At 67.2% G+C, this 19,908-nt stretch carries 19 protein-coding genes and 2 pseudogenes; 12 read left to right on the top strand and 9 right to left on the bottom strand.

The window, feature by feature from the left end; all coding sequences use genetic code 11:
* Window positions 1-825 carry a hypothetical protein gene (locus SOM08_RS19790; protein WP_116960335.1) on the bottom strand — a complete coding sequence of 275 codons (825 nt, stop codon included), beginning with the start codon at window positions 823-825 and terminating at the stop codon, window positions 1-3.
* Between the two features lie 297 nt (window positions 826-1,122).
* Between SOM08_RS19790 and SOM08_RS19785 the strand changes: the two genes are divergently transcribed.
* Together SOM08_RS19785 and SOM08_RS19780 are read left to right on the top strand one after the other, a co-directional pair.
* Window positions 1,123-1,593, top strand: a complete 471-nt coding sequence (locus SOM08_RS19785) for a CopD family protein (RefSeq protein ID WP_322469571.1) — start codon at window positions 1,123-1,125, stop codon at window positions 1,591-1,593.
* A 65-nt stretch (window positions 1,594-1,658) separates the two neighbouring features.
* Window positions 1,659-3,158 carry a phospholipase D family protein gene (locus tag SOM08_RS19780; RefSeq protein WP_181936548.1) on the top strand — a complete coding sequence of 500 codons (1,500 nt, stop codon included), beginning with the start codon at window positions 1,659-1,661 and terminating at the stop codon, window positions 3,156-3,158.
* A gap of 7 nt (window positions 3,159-3,165) precedes the next feature.
* Here the strand turns inward: SOM08_RS19780 and SOM08_RS19775 are convergent, their stop codons facing one another.
* The 3 genes from SOM08_RS19775 to SOM08_RS19765 are packed head-to-tail and all read right to left on the bottom strand — an operon-like array spanning window position 3,166 to window position 5,540.
* Window positions 3,166-4,188: a metal-dependent hydrolase gene (locus SOM08_RS19775; protein WP_116960337.1), complete on the bottom strand. Its 1,023-nt coding sequence runs from the start codon at window positions 4,186-4,188 to the stop codon at window positions 3,166-3,168.
* A 28-nt stretch (window positions 4,189-4,216) separates the two neighbouring features.
* Window positions 4,217-4,843 carry a protocatechuate 3,4-dioxygenase gene (locus tag SOM08_RS19770; protein ID WP_322469570.1) on the bottom strand — a complete coding sequence of 209 codons (627 nt, stop codon included), beginning with the start codon at window positions 4,841-4,843 and terminating at the stop codon, window positions 4,217-4,219.
* Between the two features lie 49 nt (window positions 4,844-4,892).
* Complete coding sequence (locus tag SOM08_RS19765; RefSeq protein ID WP_116960339.1) at window positions 4,893-5,540, bottom strand: DUF502 domain-containing protein; 648 nt, start codon at window positions 5,538-5,540, stop codon at window positions 4,893-4,895.
* A gap of 152 nt (window positions 5,541-5,692) precedes the next feature.
* Between SOM08_RS19765 and SOM08_RS19760 the strand changes: the two genes are divergently transcribed.
* Window positions 5,693-6,010 carry a hypothetical protein gene (locus SOM08_RS19760; RefSeq protein ID WP_116960340.1) on the top strand — a complete coding sequence of 106 codons (318 nt, stop codon included), beginning with the start codon at window positions 5,693-5,695 and terminating at the stop codon, window positions 6,008-6,010.
* Here the strand turns inward: SOM08_RS19760 and rsmI are convergent.
* A complete protein-coding gene (gene rsmI / locus SOM08_RS19755) occupies window positions 6,001-6,843 on the bottom strand; it encodes a 16S rRNA (cytidine(1402)-2'-O)-methyltransferase (RefSeq protein ID WP_322469569.1) in 843 nt (280 codons plus the stop codon). The genes SOM08_RS19760 and rsmI overlap by 10 nt on opposite strands.
* A gap of 81 nt (window positions 6,844-6,924) precedes the next feature.
* On the opposite strand from rsmI, the gene SOM08_RS19750 reads away from it, so the two are divergent.
* From SOM08_RS19750 to SOM08_RS19730, 6 genes and pseudogenes are all read left to right on the top strand, one after another.
* Window positions 6,925-7,329, top strand: coding sequence for a YraN family protein (locus tag SOM08_RS19750; RefSeq protein WP_116960341.1), 405 nt, complete (start codon window positions 6,925-6,927; stop codon window positions 7,327-7,329).
* 27 nt (window positions 7,330-7,356) lie between these two features.
* Complete coding sequence (locus tag SOM08_RS19745) at window positions 7,357-7,977, top strand: SIS domain-containing protein (RefSeq protein ID WP_116960342.1); 621 nt, start codon at window positions 7,357-7,359, stop codon at window positions 7,975-7,977.
* Complete coding sequence (locus tag SOM08_RS19740) at window positions 7,974-8,681, top strand: BON domain-containing protein (RefSeq protein WP_116960343.1); 708 nt, start codon at window positions 7,974-7,976, stop codon at window positions 8,679-8,681. The genes SOM08_RS19745 and SOM08_RS19740 overlap by 4 nt, the downstream gene beginning before the upstream one ends.
* Before the next feature lie 203 nt (window positions 8,682-8,884).
* Window positions 8,885-10,039: pseudogene (locus tag SOM08_RS22535) on the top strand (filamentous hemagglutinin N-terminal domain-containing protein); the annotation flags it as partial.
* A gap of 1,292 nt (window positions 10,040-11,331) precedes the next feature.
* A complete protein-coding gene (locus tag SOM08_RS22530) occupies window positions 11,332-11,562 on the top strand; it encodes an EndoU domain-containing protein (protein WP_416186975.1) in 231 nt (76 codons plus the stop codon).
* Entirely contained in the window at window positions 11,559-11,804 is a 246-nt protein-coding gene (locus SOM08_RS19730) for a hypothetical protein (protein ID WP_322469567.1), read from the top strand. Before SOM08_RS22530 ends, SOM08_RS19730 begins: the two co-directional genes overlap by 4 nt.
* Before the next feature lie 126 nt (window positions 11,805-11,930).
* Here SOM08_RS19730 and SOM08_RS19725 read toward each other — a convergent pair.
* Window positions 11,931-12,916 (bottom strand): annotated as a pseudogene (locus tag SOM08_RS19725) (IS3 family transposase).
* A gap of 170 nt (window positions 12,917-13,086) precedes the next feature.
* Here SOM08_RS19725 and SOM08_RS19720 point away from each other — a divergent pair.
* From SOM08_RS19720 to SOM08_RS19710, 3 genes are read left to right on the top strand one after another with little or no spacing between them, the layout of a single operon-like run.
* The gene (locus SOM08_RS19720; RefSeq protein ID WP_322469566.1) at window positions 13,087-13,332 is read left to right on the top strand and encodes a hypothetical protein; all 246 of its coding nucleotides are present in this window, start codon (window positions 13,087-13,089) and stop codon (window positions 13,330-13,332) included.
* 34 nt (window positions 13,333-13,366) lie between these two features.
* Entirely contained in the window at window positions 13,367-14,449 is a 1,083-nt protein-coding gene (locus tag SOM08_RS19715; RefSeq protein WP_322469565.1) for a hypothetical protein, read from the top strand.
* On the top strand, window positions 14,430-14,969 hold the full coding sequence (locus SOM08_RS19710; RefSeq protein ID WP_322469564.1) for a hypothetical protein: 540 nt from the start codon (window positions 14,430-14,432) through the stop codon (window positions 14,967-14,969). Before SOM08_RS19715 ends, SOM08_RS19710 begins: the two co-directional genes overlap by 20 nt.
* A 311-nt stretch (window positions 14,970-15,280) precedes the next feature.
* Here the strand turns inward: SOM08_RS19710 and SOM08_RS19705 are convergent, their stop codons facing one another.
* From SOM08_RS19705 to SOM08_RS19695, 3 genes are all read right to left on the bottom strand, one after another.
* Window positions 15,281-17,050, bottom strand: coding sequence for a hypothetical protein (locus SOM08_RS19705; RefSeq protein ID WP_322469563.1), 1,770 nt, complete (start codon window positions 17,048-17,050; stop codon window positions 15,281-15,283).
* Window positions 17,051-17,119: 69 nt separating this feature from the next.
* Window positions 17,120-18,892: a hypothetical protein gene (locus SOM08_RS19700; protein WP_116959632.1), complete on the bottom strand. Its 1,773-nt coding sequence runs from the start codon at window positions 18,890-18,892 to the stop codon at window positions 17,120-17,122.
* Between the two features lie 9 nt (window positions 18,893-18,901).
* The gene (locus SOM08_RS19695) at window positions 18,902-19,819 is read right to left on the bottom strand and encodes a DMT family transporter (protein WP_181936502.1); all 918 of its coding nucleotides are present in this window, start codon (window positions 19,817-19,819) and stop codon (window positions 18,902-18,904) included.
* Window positions 19,820-19,908: the final 89 nt, after the last annotated feature.

Raw genomic sequence — 19,908 nt, 5'->3', positions numbered from 1 at the left:
TCAGGGGGTGAGGGCGCGGGCGCAGCGGACCGGGTAGACGTTGGACTTGTTGACGATGGCCTGCTGCGTCAGCGTGGGGTCGAAACGGTGCAGGTGCGCCGAGGTGATGGGCGAGACCGCGGCCTCGGTGGAGCTCCAGTACCAGCTGTCGGCGATGCCGCCGATGTCGCCGTTCTCCTTCAGGCGGCTCTGCATGTTGCCCGCGAGCAGCGGTGCCGCCGACGTGCCGCAGGCGCCGCCACCGAAGGTGTAGCCCAGTTCGCAGAGGGCGGGCAGGTACCAGTCGCTGAACCCGCCCGCCGCGCTGGCCTGGCAACGGCCTGCGGCGGACGGGGTGGCGCCCAGGGCAGTGACGATCTGGTTCGTGTTGCTGGCGCCGTCGGTCAGGCTGCCGGCGCCCGTGAGGCTGGCAGGGCCCCAGTCGCCGGCCGGCGTGGCGTCGCTGGTCGCGGCCACCTTGCCGCCGACGCTGCCGCTGACGACGGTGGTGTCGTCAACGTCGAACACCCAGCCGCCTTGGTACCAGCTGCCAAAGGTGATCACCTGGAGCGCCGCGTTCACGCTGTTGGTGTTGCTGCCCTCCACCTCGAGCACGGCGGACGTGGGCGCGGCATTGCCCGGTGTGGCCGTGGCCGTGGCGCCCGGCGTGACCGTGACGGCGCAGCTCGCGCCCGCGGCCAGCGTGGCGCCGCAGGTCGAGATCGGGCTGGTGCCGGCGGGCAGGCCCGTGGCGTTCAGGGCCAGGTCCAGCGCGGTATGGGCGCCGGTGTTGGTGACGGTGAGGGTTCGCGCTTGGCCCGACGCCGCCAGGGCCAGCTGCGACACGCTGAGGCTGAGCGTGGTCGCTGGTGCGGGCGGGGGGGCGGGCGCTGGGGGCGGGACGGGTGAGGGAGAGGAATTGCCGCCGCAGGCGGCCAGGCTTCCAAGGGCGAGCAAGGCCATGGCCCTGCGCAACAGGGGACTGATCGATGGCATTCGCTGGGGTCTCCTGGTCGGTAGGGGTTGTGGCGGCGCTGCGCACGATATCACCGACCCGGGACCGGGCCGCTGCCCCGAACGCCCTTTGCTACGATGCCCCGGGCGCTCCGCCGGCCGTCTTCTTCCCCTCCCCACCCGATCGCCATGTTCTACGCCGTCCTCAAACTCCTCCACGTGCTCGCCATCGTCTTCTGGGTCGGCGGCATGGCCTTCGCGCATATCTGCCTGCGGCCTTCCGTGACGGTGCTGCCGCCGCCCGAGCGCCTGCGCCTGCTGCACGCGGTGATGCAGCGTTTCTTCCGGGGCGTGCTGGTGGCCGCGCTGCTGGCGCTGGTCACCGGCCTGTGGATGATCGGCCGCGTGGCCAAGGAGTCGGTGCAGGCGGGCGTGAACTTCGCCATGCCGCTGGACTGGACCCTCATGGGCGCACTGGGCATCCTGATGATCGCCATCTTCGGCCACATCCGTTTCGCCCTGTTCAAGCGCCTGTCGCGCGCCGTGGCGGCCAGCGACTGGCCGGCCGCCGGCGCGGCGATGGCCTCGATCCGCCAATGGGTGCTGGTCAACCTGGTCATCGGCGTGGCCATCATCGCCATCGCGCTGCTGCTGATCTGAGCGACGTGCGTGCGACACCTGGCCCCGCCCGCCTGCGCCGCGCCGCCACCGCCGGCCTGATCGCCATGTTGTCCGTCCTGCTGCCGGCCTGCGCACTGCCCCCGCTGGACGGGCGAACCGAATCCCATGCCCTGGCGCCGGCCGAAGCGGCCGGCACCGCGCTGGGCCGCGCCCTGGCGCCGCAGGCGGCGGCCCACCCGGGGCAGTCCGGCATCCTGCCGCTGGGGGACGCGCTGGAGTCCTTCGCGGCGCGGATGCTGCTGGCGCGCGCCGCCGAGCGCACGCTGGACGTGCAGTACTACATCTGGCGCGACGACATCACCGGCCACGCCCTGCTGGACGAGCTGCGCCAGGCGGCCGCGCGCGGCGTGCGCGTGCGCCTGCTGCTGGACGACAACGGCCAGTCCATGGACGCCACGCTGCTCGCGCTCGACGCCCAACCCGGCATCGAGGTGCGGCTGTTCAACCCGTTTTCGGTGCGCCACCCCAAGGCCCTGGGCTACCTCACGCACTTCTCGCGCGCCAACCGGCGCATGCACAACAAGGCGCTGATCGCCGACAACCAGGCGGCCATCATCGGCGGGCGCAACGTGGGCGACGAGTACTTCGGCGCCACCGACGGCGTGCTCTTCGCCGACCTCGACGTGCTGGCCACCGGCGCGGTGCTGCCCGACCTGTCGGCGGACTTCGACCGCTACTGGGCCAGCGGTTCGTCCTACCCCATCGATCGCATCGTGCCCGCTGCCCGCGCGGCCGACGCGCGTCCGGACAGCGAGGCGCTGGCGCGCCAGGATCCGCGCGCGGCGCGCTTCTCCGAGGCCTTGCGCGCGTCGCGCTTCCTGCCCGATCTGCTGGCGGGCACCCTGGAGCCCTTGTGGGCCAAGGTGGAGATGGTCAGCGACGACCCGCGCAAAGGCCTGGGGCAGGCGCGCGACCAGGACCTGCTGGCCCACCAGCTGCGCCGCATCCTGGCGCGCCCGCCGCGGGCCTCGCTGGACCTGGTGTCGCCGTACTTCGTGCCCACCGACGCGGGCGTGGAGGTGTTCGCCCGGCTGGCCGCCAGCGGCGTGCGCGTGCGCATCCTCACGAATGCGCTGGAGGCCACCGACGTGTCCGCGGTGCACTCGGGCTATGCGCGCCACCGCCAGGCGCTGCTGCGCGCGGGCGTGCAGCTGTATGAAATGCGGCGCGGCGCCACGGTGCCCGGGCGCTCCGGCCTGATGGGCAGCTCGGGCTCCAGCCTGCACGCCAAGACCTTCGCCATCGACGGCCAGCGCGTGTTCGTGGGTTCCATGAACTTCGATCCACGCTCGGTGCGGCTCAACACCGAACTCGGTTTCATCATCGACAGCCCGGCCATGGCCCAGGCGGTGGAGCGCGCGTTCGAGCGCGAGATCCCGGCCGCCGCCTACGCGGTGCGTCTGGACGGGCAGGGCGGCCTGGTCTGGATCGAGCGCGGCGACGGCGGGCGCGAGATCCGCCACACCCGCGAGCCCGGCGTCGGGCTGGGGCGCAGCGCCTGGATCGGCCTGTTGTCGCTGCTGCCCATCGAGTGGCTGCTGTAGCCGGCGTTCAGTCGGCCTGGGCCCGCAGCCCCGGTGGCGCCACCCGCTCGCCCCACAGACGGCGCCACAACCAGTCCAGGCCCTGCGCCACGTCGATGCGCATGCCCTCCAGGCGCGAGGCGCGCGGCCCGTTCGCCCGCTCGGCTTCGGTGCCGAGGTCGAAGTGGAAGGTGTAGTGCGGCTCCTGTCCCATGCGCAGGTCGGTGACGTAGAGCCGGCCGCCGTCTTCCAGGACGCGGAAGAAGCCGTGGGTGAACGCGGCCATGCGCCGCAGGCCGTCGACGCTGGCGTGGCGCTCGGCCAGCGCGGCGCCGCGGGTGTAGCGGCGCCAGTCGATCGTGCTGCCGTCGTCGAACAGCGAGTAGTGGCCTTCGGCGTACTGCGTGGGGCCCATGGCGACCACCCGCCAGAGCACGGTGTTGAAGGGCGCCGGCGTCACCAGCAGGCGATCGGCCGCGATGCCCTGCTGGCGCAGCGAGTCGCGCGCGACCTGGGCCACGTGGTGCTGCGCCGCCACGCTCCACGCCAGGTAGGCGCTGCTCAGCAGCAGCCCGATGGCGTTGGCCCTGAGCCCGGTGCGTGGCGCCGACAGCGCCCACAGCACGCCCACGATCAGGGGCAGCGTGTAGGCCGGGTCGATGATGAACACGCTGCCCACGCCGAAGGGGTGGTTGCTGAAGGGCAGCAGCAGCTGCGTGCCGTAGACCGTCATGGTGTCCAGCAGCGGGTGCGTGACCAGGGCCAGCCACAGCGCCAGCCACCAGCGCCGAAACAGCGCGCCCTCGCCGTGCAGGCGCGACACCCCCCAGGCCAGCAGCGGCGCAAGCAGCGTGAGGTAGAACAGCGCGTGCGATTCGCCCCGGTGCAGCACCATGTTGAGCACGGCGTCGCCGTGGTCGATGAAGGCGTCCAGGTCGGGCAGGGTGCCGGCGATGGCGCCCCACAGGGCGGGCTTCCAGGCGGCGGTGCGCCGGCCCATGACGGCCATGGTGACGGCGGAGCCGAGCGCTATCTGGGTGAGTGAATCCATGGTGGACGCCGATGCTATCGGCGCTGCATCAGGCCTGGACGACGATGGGGAATGTGGCCTTCACGCCATCGCCGTCGGGCGTGAACGGCCGCGTGAGCGCCGCGCGGCCGGCCTCGTCCAGCCGGCGCCAGAGGCCGTCGCGCGGGTTGCCGGGGTCGCCCTGCACGTAGAGCTGGGTGGTGAGCAGCTCCAGGCGATCGAGTTTCACCTTCACATGGATGTGCGGCGTGCGCCCGGTGTACGGCACGGGGCGCAGGGTGCGGAAGCGGTAGCGGCCCTCGCGGTCCAGCGCCGCGCGACCGAAACCCTGGAAGGCCGGATCGGCGCGGTCGCCGTCGCCGGGGTGGTGGTAGTGGCCGTCCGCGTCACACTGCCAGATCTCCACCACCGCGCCCTGCAGGGGCCGGCCGTCCAGATCGACCACCGTCCCCTCGACCCAGGCGGCCTGGCCCTTGCCATAGCGCGCCTGGCCGTTGCGCAGCAGATCGGCGTCGGTGTCGGCGGGCAAGGCCACGGGGTAGAAGGGGCCCTCGGTCTGGCGAGGGGTTGGCCGCAGGCCGCCTTGCGCGATGGCCGGGCTCAGCCAGCCAGGGGCGGCGATCAGCGCGGCGCTGCCGAGCAGCAGGGAGCGGCGGGTGCGGGCGGGGCTGGCCATGGCGGTTTCGAAGCGCTGGTCTCCGGCGAGTTCCGCGCGCCGCCTCGCTTCAGTAGGGTTCGCGCCCCGGTGGGGGCGGGGCATTGGGTGCGGGCTCGCGGCCGTTGTCGCGGGCCGAGGCCATCCAGGCGATCAGCGACGAGCGCATGGCCTCCTCCACCGACATCTCGACTGGCGTGACCCAGTTGCGCGGCACGAACACCGTGTACCCGCCGATCATGTAGCCCATGGGCAGGTAGACGGCGACCTGATCGAGTTCACCGAGCGCGCCGGGCAGGCCACTGAAGTTCTGCCGCGTCACCAGGCCGACGATGGACATCTCGCCGCCCGGTGCGCGCAGCAACACCACCTGCTGCTGCGGGTGGTCCTTGTCGTGCGGGGCAAAGTAGTCGGCGAAGTTTTTCAGCGAGGAGTAGATGCTCTTGACCACCGGCAGGTTGGTGAAGGGCAGCTCCGCCACCGAGAGCACGCGCGCGACCTCGGGGCGCGACACCAGCACGCCCAGGCCGAAGATCAGCGCCGCCACGATGACGATGCCCAGGCCCGGCAGGTAGAAGTCGCCGACGAAGGGGCTGATGAGCGCGCGCGCCAGCGATTCGGTCCACGCCACCAGCAGGTACAGCGCGTACAGCGTGAGGGCCGCCGGCAGGAAGGTGATCAGGCCGCGCAGGAAGGTTCGGGTCAGGGTCGATTTCATGGGCGTGGGGGAGAATAGCAGTCCCTGGTGGCGAACGATCGCCGCCGACGGGCGGGCCTTGCAATGGCCATGCCCGTCCCCAGGTGCCGGATTCACCCGCATTTCCGCCGCGGGACACCGGAACTCACGTGACCCCATCCGCTCTTTCACCCATGAACCCTGTTGCCGATCTGCTGGGCCGCGTCGCCGGTGTTGCACTGCGCCTGGCGCTGGGCCTGGCCGCGGCGGTCTTCCTGGTGAGCCTGCTGCTGGCCTCGGTGCTCGCCGTGGCGGGCATGTCGCTGTGGGCCCTGCTCACCGGGCGCCGGCCGGCGCCGCTGGTGGTGTTTGGCCGCATGCGCGAGCGTTCGCGCCAGTACTCGCAGGGCGTGTGGCGCGCCGGCCCGGCCGCGCCAGGCGCCGCGCCGCGCGGCGAGGTGGTGGACGTGGATGCGCGCGAGGTCGACGAGCCGCGCCGGCCTCAGCCCTGAGGCGGCGGCGCGCGGCGCGCCAGCGCCGCCTCGTACAGCGCGTTGCGCGGCGCGCCGCTGATGTCGGCGGCCGCTTTCACCGCCGCCTTGAGCGGCAGGTCCATCAGCAGGCGGTCGAGCACGCGCAGCGCGGACTCGGGCAGGGCGCCTTCGTCGGTGGTTGACGCGTCGCGCGGGTGCACCAGCAGCGCGAACTCGCCGCGGACGCGGTTCGCGTCGCCCGCCAGCCAGTCCGGCAGGGCGTCGGCCGCCAGGTGCACCACCTCCTCGAACTGCTTGGTCAGCTCTCGCCCCAGCGTGATCGGCCGTGGCCCCAGGGCCGCGGCCAGGTCGCGCGCCAGCGCCTCGATGCGGTGCGGCGCTTCGAGCAGGACGCAGGCCTGCGGGTCGTCGGCGATGGCTTGCAGCCCGCGCTGACGTTCCGCGCCCTTGGCCGGCAGGAAGCCGGCGAAGCGGAAGCCGCCGTCCCAACCCGTGTGGCCGCTCACGCTCAGCAGCGCCGTCAGGCTGCTGGGGCCGGGCACCGGCACGCAGCGCAGGCCCGCGTCGCGCACGGCGGCCACCAGGCGCGCGCCGGGGTCGCTCACGCCGGGCGTGCCGGCGTCGCTCACGTACACCACGCGCTGGCCTTCGCGCAGCAGGGCGACGACGCGCACCGCGGCCTCGCTCTCGTTGTGCTCGTGCGCCGCGATCAGCGGTTTGTGCAGCCCATAGGACTGCAGCAAGGCGGCGGTGTGGCGCGTGTCCTCGCAGGCCACGCAGTCGGCCAGGTCGAGCACGTGCAGGGCGCGCAGGCCGATGTCGGCGCGGTTCCCGATAGGGGTGGCCAGCATGTACAGCGCGCCCTGCGGAAAATGCTGCGCACCCGCCGCGGCGCGCGCGGCGTGAAGCAGTTCAAGGGCAGGGGGTGACACGTGCGGTGGTTTCCATCAGGGGCGCCGAAGCCGGCGCGCGAGGCCGGCCAGCGGGCCGAGGACAGGGCCTTGGCGCACCTGCAGCGCCAGGGGCTGAGCTTGGTGCAGCGCAACTTCCGCACACCGGGGCGTGGCGGCGGTGAGATCGATCTGATTATGCGGGAGCCCGACGGCACGCTGGTCTTCGTCGAGGTGCGCCAGCGCCGATCGGGGGCCTATGGCGGCGCGGCCGCGAGCATCGACGCCACGAAGCGCCGGCGCATCGTGTTCGCGGCGCGGCACTTTCTGGCGCGGCAGCGGTCCATGCCACGGACACGCTTCGACGCCGTGCTCATCGACGGCGACGGCGGAGAGCTTCGATGGCTGCGCGCGGCATTCGACGCCAGCGATCCGTTTTCTTTTTGACACGAGGCCCACGGCTATCATCGCCCCATGCTCTTGCAGCGCATCCAGCAGCAATTCATTGACAGCGCCGACCTCAAATACCAGAGCGCGCCGGTGCTCGCCCCCGTGGTCGAGGCCGCGGTGTCGGCCTTGCTGGCCGGCCTCACGGGCGGCGGCAAGGTGCTGGCCTGCGGCAACGGCGCCGGTGCCGCGCTGGCTCAGCAATTCGTGGTGCACATCCTGGGCCGCCACGAACGCGACCGCCCTGGCCTGGCCGCGCTCTCGCTGTCGGCCGACGCCGCCGTGCTCACCGGCATCGCCAACGATTTCGACGGCCGACAGGTCTTCGCGCGCCAGATCCACGCCCTGGGCCTGGCGGGCGACGTGCTCTTGGTCTTCAGCACCGACGGCCAGGCCGGCAACCTGGTGGCCGCCATCGAAGCCGCGCACGAGCGCGAGATGACCGTGGTGGCCCTCACCGGCGCGCGCGGTGGCCGTGTGGCCGCCCTGCTGCGCGACACCGACGTGCACATTGGCATCCCCCACGAGCAGGCCTCGCGCGTGCTCGAGGTGCAGTTGCTGGTGCTGCACTGCCTGGCCGACGGCCTCGACGCCCAGTTGCTCGGCCTGCCCGATTCCACCCCCATCGACACGGAGAACCCCGCATGACCACGACCCGACCTTCCGCGAACCGAACCCGCCTGGGCACCGCCGTGCTGGGGGCTGTCGGCCTGTCGCTCGTGCTGTCCGCCTGCGCGCCGCTGGTGCTGGGCGGCGCGGCCGTGGGCACGGCGCTGGTGGCCTCCGACCGTCGCAGCTCGGCCACGCAGCTGGAGGACCAGACCATCGAAATGCGCGCCGGCAGCCGCATCCGCGAGCAGCTGGGCGGGCGCGCCAACGTCTACGTCAACAGCTACAACCGCCAGGTGCTGCTCACCGGTGAGGTGCAGAACGAGGCCACCAAGACCCAGGCCCAGAGCATCGTCTCGGGCGTGGACAACGTGCGCAGCATCGTCAATGAACTGCAGGTGATCAACTCGCCGGGCTTCTCGCAGCGCACCACCGACACCCTGATCACGGGCCGCGTCAAGGCGGGTTTCGTGGACGCACGCGACATCCCCACCACCGCCATCAAGGTCACCACCACCAACAACGTGGTCTATCTGATGGGCCGTGTCACCGCCAAGGAAGCCGAGCGCGCCACCCATGTGGCCCGCAACGTGGACGGCGTGCAGCGCGTGGTTCGCGTATTCGAGGTGCTGACCGAAGAAGAACTGAAGCGACTGGCGCCGGAGCCGTCCGTCCAGCCCTCGAATGTCGTGACGCCGCCGCCGGGCAGCAGCGCGCCCGCGACCACCGCGCCGCGCCAGTGAGCCTGACGGGGTGCGGCTCACCGTGAACGAGCGGTGATGGAACCTGCCCACGACAGTGGGCGGGGGGTGCGACTGGCCTCAAGAATCACTAAAGCTTTCCCTAACTACTGTTGAGGCGGTATTCGGCGTTCTGCCTCGCGCTGATGTGATCGTGCATTCCGTGCCCTTGGCGCGGCGTTGTGACTCGCATCAGGGGGCAGGGGATGGGCAGCAAGACGCGCCAGCGTACGGTGTTTCAGTGCATGGCCATGGCGGTGGCCATGGGGGCATGGTCGGTCGGTGCGCCGGCGTGGTCACAGATCGTGGCCGACCCGAACGCGCCGGGCCGCCAGCGGCCCACGGTGCTGTCGGCGGGCAACGGCGTGGCGCTGGTCAACATCCAGACGCCCAGTGCGGCCGGCGTGAGCCGCAACAGCTACCGCCAGTTCGACGTGGGCGCGCCTGGCGCCATCCTCAACAACAGCCGCGGCGAGGCGCAGACCCAGCTCGGCGGCTGGGTGGGGGGCAACCCCTGGCTGGCCACGGGTGGCGCGCGCATCATCCTCAACGAAGTCAACTCCAGCGACCCCAGCAGGCTCAAGGGCCCGATAGAAGTGGCCGGCCAGCGCGCCGAGGTGGTCATCGCCAACCCCTCGGGCATCCAGGTCGACGGCGCGGCCTTCCTCAACGCCAGCGGCGTCACGCTCACCACCGGCACGCCCGTCTTCAACGGCGGCGCGCTCGATGCCTACCTCGTGCAGCGCGGGCAGGTCAGCGTCGAGGGCGCGGGCCTGGACACACGCGACGCCGACGCCACTGCCATCCTCGCGCGCGCCACGCAACTCAACGCCGCGCTCTGGGCGCAGCGCCTGAAGCTCGTCAGCGGCGCCAACACCGTCGACGCGGCCAGCCAGCTGCCCACGGGCGCGGCCCCGCCCACGGGCGACGCCCCCGCGTTCGCGCTGGACGTGGCCGCCGTCGGCGGCATGTACGCCGGCCAGATCCAGCTCATCGGCACCGAGGCCGGGCTGGGCGTGAACAACCAGGGGGTCATCTCCGCCGAGGGCGGCCCGCTGCAGCTGCGCGCCGACGGCTGGCTCGTCAACGCAGGCCGCCTGCAAAGCGAGGGCGAGCTGCAGGTCCAGGCCAAGGGCGTGGACAACGCCGCGGGCGCCGTCATCGTGGGCGAGCGCGTGGGCCTGAGCGCCGAGGCCGTCACCAACGGCGAGGGGGCGGTCATCGCCGCGCGAGGCGATCTGTCCATCCAGGCCCGTGAATCCATCAGCAACCGGCGCGGCGGGCTCATCCTCAGCGGCGCGGACATGGCCCTCGCGGCCGATCGCATCGAGAACCGCAGCGCGCGCATCGAAGCCCTGGGGGAGCTGGACGTCGAGGCCCGCGTGCTCATCAACGCCAACGAGCACCTGCAGACCGAGGTCGTGAGCGACGGGGGTGGCACCACCACGCGCACCCTGTACTTCACCCCCAGCGGCGAAGTCGATGCGAGCGAGATCGCCTGGATGGCCGTCAAACCCCTCTCACTGATGCAGGGCAGCGAAGGCTGGAACGACTACGTGCTGCACGCCCGCCCCTGGATCCTCACCCGGGCCAGCGCCGAGGCCCTGGGCGTGAGCGACCCGCAGTTCAGCGCCTGGTACCACGGCCCCGAGCCCTACGTGCCCGCCGGCATCGTCACCGTGGGCCATGGAGACAGCGAGGCCCAGGTCTGGCAAGACGCGCAGTTCAACTACCGCCGCGGCGACCCCATCTGGGCCGCCCTGGGCGTGGCCCCCCCGCCCGGCGAGCCTCCGGGCCCCATGCCCCGCCCGCCAGTTCCCGACGGCCCCGTCCCCGTGGACCTGAGCGCCTACCAGCGCGCACTCGCCGCCTGGCAGGACCAGGCCGCCCCCTGGGCGGCGCTGGGCGAGAAGCTCGGGGCGGTGAGAAGCGCCATCAACGCCGAGCTGCGCCCCTTCGACATCTACCAAACCGTCACCGAGACCCGCCCCGCGCTCAAGACCGTGCACAGCGAGCCCGGGCAAATCCTCTCGGGCGGCGGCATGCGGCTCAACGCGAGCGAGCGGCTCAGCAACCAGGACAGCGAGATCGTGGCCGGCGGCGTGCTGCACACGCCGGGCGCGGCGGTGGACAACCAGGCCAGCGAGGTGGCCGCCAGCCTCAGGCGCCAAGGCACGGCCTACACCTGGGGCGTGGTCGACCACACCTGCGAGGTGCTCACCTGCCAGACCCACTACGGCTGGGTGCAGACCCCCATCGACCAGCGCATCCCCATCCCACTCAAGGTGAAGGCGCTGCGCCAGGAGCAAGGCGCCGCCGACGCGCCCCATCCGGGCCGGCCAGACCTACGAGCAGGTGGGCTCGGACCTGCTGGCCCCCCAGGGCGACATCGACGTCCACGCCCGGGCCGCCAAGGTCATCGACGCGCGCACCGGCGAGCGGCGCTGGCAGCAAGACAAGATGAGCCAGAGCGGCTTCACCGTGGGCCTGAGCGGCGCGCCGGTGCAGGCCATGCAGGGCTTTGCCGACACGGTGCAGGCCCTGGGCGAGACGAACAACAAGCGCCTGCAGGCGCTGGGCGTGGCCACGGCGGGGCTGCAGGTGCAGCAGGGCATGGGATCGGTGGCCCAGTGGAGGTCATCTGTGGCCCGGAATGCCAGGCAAGACACCTTTCCCTCAAGATTGGGATGCGGACAAGGTGTTGGGGAATGTGTCGGATGTCGCCAATGACCCCAATTCGGCCACTGCGCCAGCTCGCGGGGGGCGCACTATCGTTCGCGGTACGCGGGAAGGGGTGGATATTGAGGTAATCCTTGAGTCAGCATCCCGCGGGGGGCGTATCGTCACCGGCTATCCGACAAACCTACCAAGGAATCCAAAATGAACCCTTTTTCGCCTGAGCCATTGTTGCAGCGCATGCTCCAGATTGACGCAGAGCTTATCGAGCCTTCGGCAAGCAAAGAAGCGAAGCACTTTATGGAGTTTGGTGAATGCGGCTTGGCCTACGATGTCTTGGTCTTTGAAATAGAAGATAAGAAATACATGCCTTCGACCGAGGGGCTGGAGCTTATCAAGCAATCCGCGATTGCATTGGGTTTGGTCTTTCCCCAACTTAGTACAAGCTAGAAGCAGTTTGGATATCCCTGTGCTATTTTGTGCTGGGTGAAAAATCGTGGTGAAAATGAGCGTGAAGGCCACGATGCTGCTTTTTTTGCCATCTTGTGGGCTGCTGCCGGTCTCGTTGACGCCGACCTAAGCTTCTTGAGCTTGCTCGAACTGTACGGGACTGAGATAGCCGAGCGTCGAATGCCGGCGCGTCGGGTTGTAGAAGCACTCGATGTAGTCGAACACATCTGAGCGGGCCTGCCCTCGCGTCCGGTGCACCTTCTTTGCCGTGCGATCGGTCTTGAGCGAGCTGAAGAAGCTCTCCATGGCCGAGTTGTCCCAGACCTCGCCGGCCCGGCTCATGCTGCATGTGATGCCCTGTTCGTCCAGCAGCCTCTGGAAGTGCTCGCTGGTGTACTGGCTTCCCTGGTCCGAGTGGTGCAGCAGCGCCACGGGCTTGCCCCGGCGCCACACGGCCATCATCAGCGCGTCCACCACAAGCTGCGAGGTCATGCTCTCCTGCATCGACCAGCCCACTATGCGCCGCGAGTACAGGTCCAGCACCGCCGCAACGTACAGCCAGCCTTCTGCCGTCCAGATGTAGGTGAAGTCGGCCACCGCACTTCGCTCGCCCCGGTCCTTGGGTAGTCCGCGTCGCCGGGGGCGCGCACGCAGCGCCTGCTCGCGCATGAGCCGCATCAATGCGATGCAGCCCACAGGGCTGACCCTGCTCCTGGGCCGCGTGAGCCAGGCATGGAAGCCGCCTCGCGAGACACCGAGCGCCTCGCACATCAGATTGACCGGCCAGGCTCCTCGGTGTTTCGCCACACAGCCGAACTTCACATCGACTCCTTCGCGAAGTAGGCCGCGGCTTTTTTCAGGATGTCGCGCTCCATCTTGCGCGTGGCCACTTCCTTTCGCAGCCGCGCTATCTCGGCGTCCTGGGCCTTCTGCTTGCCGTTGCCAGGGAACGCCTCCTGGGACTCCTCCCGCAACTCACGCACCCACTTGCGCGGCACGTTCTCGTGAACGTCCAGGTCCTTGGCCGCCTGGGCCACAGATACACCACGCTCGCTTATCAGCTTGACCGACTCGAGCTTGAACTCGCGGCTGAATGTCTTTCTTCTCTCCATGAACCACCTCCGATTTCATCTTCCACCTTAACAAGGTGTCGTTGAAACCGGCAGCAGCCCACAGTGGAAGCCTGTGTGCGAGAAGGGGTCGAGATGCGAGTAGTTTTGGAGCCCCCTTCTAAGGGCGGGCGAGTCGTAGCTGCCTATCCCACAAACCTTCCGAGGAACCCATGAAGACCAATGAGTCTCCTGAGCCGCTACTACTCGCAATCCTTGCTGCGGACGGTGAGCGCATTCGTGATTTCGCGATTCGCTGGGTCAAGGAGTACACGAACGCTGGCGAGTGCGCGCTAGCTTTTGACAGCCTTGCCGCTGAGATAGAGGACGGCAACTACAAGCCTTCGGCACGTGCTTGGGGCCTGATCGAACTCGCAGCAACGGCGCTAGATTTGCCTTGTCCGACATTCAAAGCGTGATCCTTAGAACTGTGAAGACGAAGTCGAGGCCCAGGTGGGCATCACCCAGGGCTTTGGGCAGCAGGCCGTGCCGGCGTGGCGCGACTACGCGAACCGGCAGTTCGAAGACGCCGTCAAGGCGGGCGACGAGGAGGCCGCGCAATGCTGGGGGCCGGACGGGGCGTGCCGGGCGGCAGGACACGCCTTGGTCGGCGGGCTCTCGGGTGGCATTGAAGGCGCATCCGCCGCGGCCTTGAGCAGCGCCGGCGCACCACACCTCCAGGCGTTCCTGCAATCACAAGGCGTGCCCGACGAGGCGGCGCGAGCCATTACGCAACTCGGTGCACTGGGCGCCGGTGCCGCGGTGGGCGGCTCGGCAGGTGCCTCAGCGGGTTTGAACGAGGCCTCGCACAACGCAGTGATGGCCATTCCGATACTGGTGGACGGGGTCGTCGCCGGCGGTGCGGCCGCGGCTCGCGCATGCCTGAGTTCACCCGCCTGCCTGAACGCCTTGCGCATGGGAGGGGCGGCGCTCGTCGCGAAGGTGGCGTCATTGGTCGATCCGGCGGATCTCGCGCAGATACCGGGGTTCGATGGCTCCAACCCCAATCCCTCAGGTGGCAACACCACCAGTCCCGTTGCCGGGCCGGCAGGTGACGGCGGCACGACGAAGCCCGGCATGCAAGTAGGCCCGCTGGGTACGCCAGCGAGTGGTGCGGGGGGCGCGACAACTCAAAATACCTCGACTGCAAGTCCTTTGCCGGATGGGCCAGACTTCAACATTGTTCATTCCGTACCGGCTGGTGATCAATCTGCAATCACGCACGGACTCGAGGATGCAATGAACTCGCAACCAACACCAGAGAACACAACCGGTAGAGGTTTGGAAATTTCCAGATACTCTCAAGGCACTTGGAACGATGCCAATCGGGCATTTGACCACATGCCTGTTAGCGATGTACGCACCTTTGTCACCAGTGACGGAGGGATTGGTCGGCAAGGTTTGCTGCCAGACGGTACAACGGTCATTGTTCGTCCGGTGAGCTCAGACGGTACTCCAACTATTCAGATTATCGATAATAATCGTGAAAGCCCACGGACCGTGCAGGAGATTCGCTTTGGAAGTCCTCGTCGCTAAGCAGAGATTGTCTGTTGAAATATCTGACCTCATTGATTTACAAAGAGCGCTGCTGAATGTTAATCGATTCGATGAGCGCTGGCTTGCAGAGCGACAATGGCAAGTCATGCACAGCGAAGACAACAATTTCATTGACGAGGATGTTGTTAAATTCATTGAGTTCTGCGACCTGCATGGCATGGCGGATTTAATTGCAACGGAGACTTTGTCGATCTTTATGAGCACGGGGCTTCTTGATGTGCGATCATTTCCTAGCAATGCGACAGCGTTGAGTCAAGTGCTCTATGGACTCGGGCATCCATTGAATTCGACGCATGAGGATGCGGGGTGGATCTTGGATGCCGCTGTAGGTGTCAATTTGATTCTCAACTTCAAAAGGCCTTGGCAATTCTTGATTTTGCGAGATGGTGGAGGGGTCGTGAGCATTGCTGGAAGCAAGTCGTTTATTGAGCACATGACGGCGGGTTCAGAACTCGTGTGGCTACCAGGATTGCCGCCATGGGTTCGTCCACAGTTTTAGTCGGGAGCGGGCGCCGGAACTGGTGTTCGGCTGATCGTTGAGATTTTATAGACGGCAGTCCAGGTCAGTAAGAATGCCCGCCCCGACCGTCTCGAAAATGCAGATCATGGGAAAGGAATACCATATCAAGGGCCGAATCGTCGCTATTTCGAGTGGGGTGTGCGCTTAATGAGGTGGAGGTTCGTGATGGATGGTGTTGTTGCGTCGAACGAATTCGAATCGCAAGTTGATTGAAGCTGAATTGCCTTCTTGATGGTAATGGCGTAGGATTGAGAGAAGCTGTTCTTGCCGGCTCGGCTAAACGATCAACTTTACGGAAGACCCAATTGCCGCATGGCTTTGGCCACGCGCTGGCGCAAGGGATTTTCGGCGCTGCCCATGGAGAGGTACGACGACACGGTCAAGTCCGGTGCCTCGGTTCTGAGTTGGTAGAGGACGGCCAGTCCTTCGTCGATCTGCCCAAGCTCTGTGTGGGCCGTCAATAGCAGGCGCAGCGTGGGGATATGGTGCTTGTTGGCCTTCAGTGATTGACGCCCATAGGCGATGGCCTGCTTCAACTGATGATTGGCAATAAAGGCATTACCCGTGAGCAGATCGAAAAAGTACTGCAAGGGGTCGACCGGCGATAGATTGCGCGCGAAGCTCGCTTCGGACACTGACAAAGAACTCGAGCCCCAACTGGCCGAATAGAGGCTTTTGAACAGCCAAGCCATGGGCTCGCTGGGATTGGCTTCGATGGCCAAGGTCAGGTGACTTCGCGCCTGCTGAGGATCGTTTAGCAATTGGCTCTGGATATAGCCCGTGACCGCCAGCGCCATCGCATGGTTGGGATCGATCTGCAAAGCGCGCAGGGCCTGCTCGCGGGCTTGCTGGATGTCTCGGCCCACGTTGGCACTTCTACCCTTGATCACGTTCAAGGCATGCCACATGGCCAACCAGGCACGGGGCAGGGCGTGCCCAGGATGTCGTCCGGTCAAGGCGACCCAGGCATCGCGCCCGCGCTCAAATATCGCGTCCGAGTGGCTGTGCGTCATCGAAATGCTCGCCAGCATGAGATGGCCGCTGTCCAGGTTTGGCAGGGGTAGCGACAAGGCTCGGCTGAGTTGGGCCTGGCCCAGGGCCTGCGCCACGGCGCGTGCCAATTCGTGCAGCAGCTCGCTGGCCTCGTGAAACAGGTCGGGCAGTGCCCGCTGCAGTTGCCCTGTCCACAACAGCGTCTGGCTGTGCAACTCGACGAGTTCGGCGGTGACGACGAGTCGGCGGTTGCGAATGCTGTAGCGGCCCGAGAAGACGAAGTTGATTCCCAGATGGTGCTTGATCTTTTTGAGGTCCTTGGCGTCGTGCAAGGCGGAGGTGGATCGCGGGGAGATCACCCGCAATCCCACGCTATGGAACAAGCGCGTGACGACCCCCTCGGCAATCAGTTCGCCGATCACCCAGTGCATGGACTCCGCAGCGTCTGCCCGAAAAGGCATCACGGCCAATCCCGGGCGAAGGTCGCTGCCCACTACCGCCACTGCGCGGCGTGAGATGTCTGAACATCTGGGGCGGGCATGAAACAGGCGCACCATTTGATCAGGCCGCCCGGCTCGATGCCCCAAGTCCTCAAAGTCCGCATCGAGACCGTTGACCAGCCGGTCGCGCAGCTCGGCGGTCACCAGAACTTCTCCAGGTCCGGCCCATGTGGTGAGTGCCGAGATCGATTGCATGTCTCGGTCGAGCGATTTCTTTTGTTCGCAGGGAAGGTGGGCCAGATGGGCAACGGCGTGCAAGTGCAATTGGCTGGACCCATCGTCTTGCGCATTCAGAGAGTCTGCCAACTGGTTTAAGGCAAATGCTGCTTGCAGGCAGTGATGAGCATCTTCGAAGGCGATTACCAACCCAGTGCCCGTGTCCCTGACGATCTGACCTTCGTGACGCGACAACACTTGCCGCAGCGCACTCCCTGCCCATCGAAGCCACCGCTCCGCGGGCAATGCTTCTCCGCCCGCTGCGCTCCGACAGAGCCTGGCAATGTTGATCGCCAGTAGCGGGCGCTCTACCAATCCATGGTGTGAAATGGCGGCGTCGGCAGTTTGCAAGTTGGGGTCAGCGACGCGAAGGGCCTGCAAAGAGAGGGCGTGGTCAATGGGGCTCAGGTGCTCACGTACTCAGGTCTCGGGAAGGCCCAGTTGCCGCATGGCATTGGCGATGCGCTGGCGCATGGGGCTTTCTGCGCTGCCTATGGCGAGATACGAGGACACAGTCAGTTCCGGTGCCTCGGCTCGCAACTGGTTCAGGATGGCCTTGCCTTCGTCGAACTGCCCCAGTTCCGCATGAGCCGTCAGCAGCAAACGCAGCGTGGGAACGTGGTGCTTGTGGGCCCGCAATGACAGGCGTCCGCAGGCGACTGCTTGATCCAACTGGCGGTCAGCCAGCAAGGCATTGCCCGTGAGCAGGTCAAAGAAGTATCGCAAAGGGTCGACGGGCGAAAGGGACCGCGCGACGTACGCCTCGGTCACCGACAGGGAACTGGAGCCCCAGCCAGCGGAATACAGGCTTTTGAATAGCCACGCCATGGGCTCGCTGGGGTTGGCTTCAACGGCCGACGCCAGATAGCGGTTCGCCTGCTGAGGATCGCTCAGCAACTGGCATTGGATATAGCCTTCCACCGCGAGGGCCATCGCATTCTTGGGTTCGACGTCCAGCGCATGCTGCGTCTGCTCGCGGGCCTGCCTGATGTCGCGGGCCACGTTGCCACTTGTTCCCTTGACCACATTCAAGGCGTGCCACATGGCCAACCACGCACGGGGCAGTGCGTGTTCGGGGTGCCGCATGGTCAACTCGTTCAAGGTTGCGCGCCCACGATCGAAGGCCTTGCTGGAATGGCTGTGCACCATCGAAATTCCGGCCAGCATCAGAAAGCTGCTGTCCAGGCTCGGCAGCGGACGCGTCAAAGCCTGGCTCACCTGCGCCTTGTCCAGCGCCTGCGCCACCGTGCGCGCCAACTCGTGCAGCAGTTCGCTTTGTTCCTGCAGCAGATCGCGCAGCGCGTGCTGCAATTGACCGGTCCACAGAAGGGTGTGGCTGCGCGCTTCGGCCAGTTCGGCCGTCACCACGAGCTTGTCGTTGCGTATGCTGTAACTGCCCGACAGGATGAAGGTCGCGCCCAGATGTCGTTCGATCTCGGCGAGTTCGCCACTGCCGCGCAGGGCAGACGTGGATTGCCGCGCGATCACCCGCAGGCCGATGCTGTGGGACAAGCGCGCGATCACCCCATCGGCGATCAACTCGCCGAGCACCCAGTGCTTGACTTCTGGTGCGTTGGCCTGAAAGGGAATAACGGCCAAGGCCGGGCGGAGGTCCTGATCCTCTGCGGTAAGGCGGTCCGAAATGGCCCCGTGGGTTGGATGGGCCCGGAATAGGCGCACGGGTTGGACGAACGACTCCACCCAATGGCCCAGGTCTTCGAAGTCGGCGTCGAGACCGTTGGCCAGCCGATCGCGCAGTTCGGCGGTGACCAGGACTTCGCCGGGCGCGGCCAATGCCGTCAACTCCGAGGTCAGTTGCACGTCGCGATCGACGGGCTCAAGCTGGCCGTGGCCATAGCTGGCCAGATGCGCACCCGCGCGCAACTGCAAATGCTTCGAGGCATCTGTCCGCCCATTCAAGGCATCCGCCAGCTGATTCAGCGCAAAGGCCGCCTGCACACAGTGGCGAGCGTCGGCAAATTCCATCATCAGGCCGTGGTTCGTTTGCCTGACGATGTGCCCCTTGTGGTGCGACAGCAACTGCCAATACGCATCGCCCGCCCACTGCTGAAGTCGGTCCATGAGCGGATCGGTTCCGCCCCAGGTACCTGTCGTGTTGTCGGCGATGTCCATCGCCATCAGTGGGCGTTCTTCGATCCGGGAACTGGGGAAGGTGGTGTCGGCGGCACTCATGGCGTGATCTCAGGACTGAATGCGGTTGTTCCTTGAAAAGGGAGCGGATTTCGCAGGGTCGATGCCGGCGAGCACACTGGCGATGAGGATGCCCGAACTGACCAGCACTACCGCCATGGCCTCATGGGGATGGATGCCGTCGCCGACGATAGCCCGGCCAAGGAACATGGACAACACGGGGATGGCAGCGAAGAAGACGGCAACGCGTTGGCTGCCGAGTTGGCGCGTGGCGTAGCTGGCCAACAGAACAGCGCAGGCCCCCATGCCGAGGCCCTGGAAGATTGCCTGAGCCAGCACCTCCGAAGCGGGCGCCGTCCAGAGTGCGGACGACGCAGGCGATGCCAGCAGCAACAGTCCCCCAACGATGCCCGAATACACCGCCACCAATGCCGCGGCCTGCATGGGGTCCACCTCATGTTGTTGGACATACACGAGGTAGGCCGCCGCCAGTGCCGACGACAGCAGAAAGAACAGGTCGCCAATCCATATCCGGTTTTCGAAGGACGTCCACGACGAGTAGCCCAGCAGCATTAGCGCGCCCATGGCGATCAAGGCAAGACCCAGGGTTTGTCGCCAATCTGGCGCTGCCCCGTACCCCAGCCGGCGCCACAGCATGACCCAGACCGGGAGAAAGCCCGGCCCCAAGGCGGACGCATGACTGGCGGGGGAGAACTGAAGGCCGGCGATCGCTGTCAGGTGCATTCCCCAGCCGTGCAGAAAGGCGAGCGCCAAGCCGGTCACCGCCAGTTTCCTCGGCAACTGCCGCCAATGGATCAGCAGGAATGGCAGAAACACCAGCCCGCCGATGCCGCAGCGCAGCAGGACCAGGTCCAGAGGGCCCAGATGGTGCGTGAGGGACAGTCGCGTGACCGCTGGCGCGCTGGACGCCAGAAGCACCACAGCCACTGTGGCTCCGTAGGCGTTCAAGCGACGGTTGGATGGCGCGAATTGCACGGTACTCCCCCTGGTGGTCTGATCGACCCGGCTCGCGAGCGGGCCAGTCTAGTCCTTTCTTT

The organism is Hydrogenophaga sp. SNF1 (genome assembly GCF_034421675.1).
Lineage (GTDB): Bacteria > Pseudomonadota > Gammaproteobacteria > Burkholderiales > Burkholderiaceae_C > Hydrogenophaga > Hydrogenophaga borbori.
The sequence above is the reverse complement of the archived record's forward strand: the minus strand, read 5'-3'. Positions and strand labels throughout refer to the sequence as shown.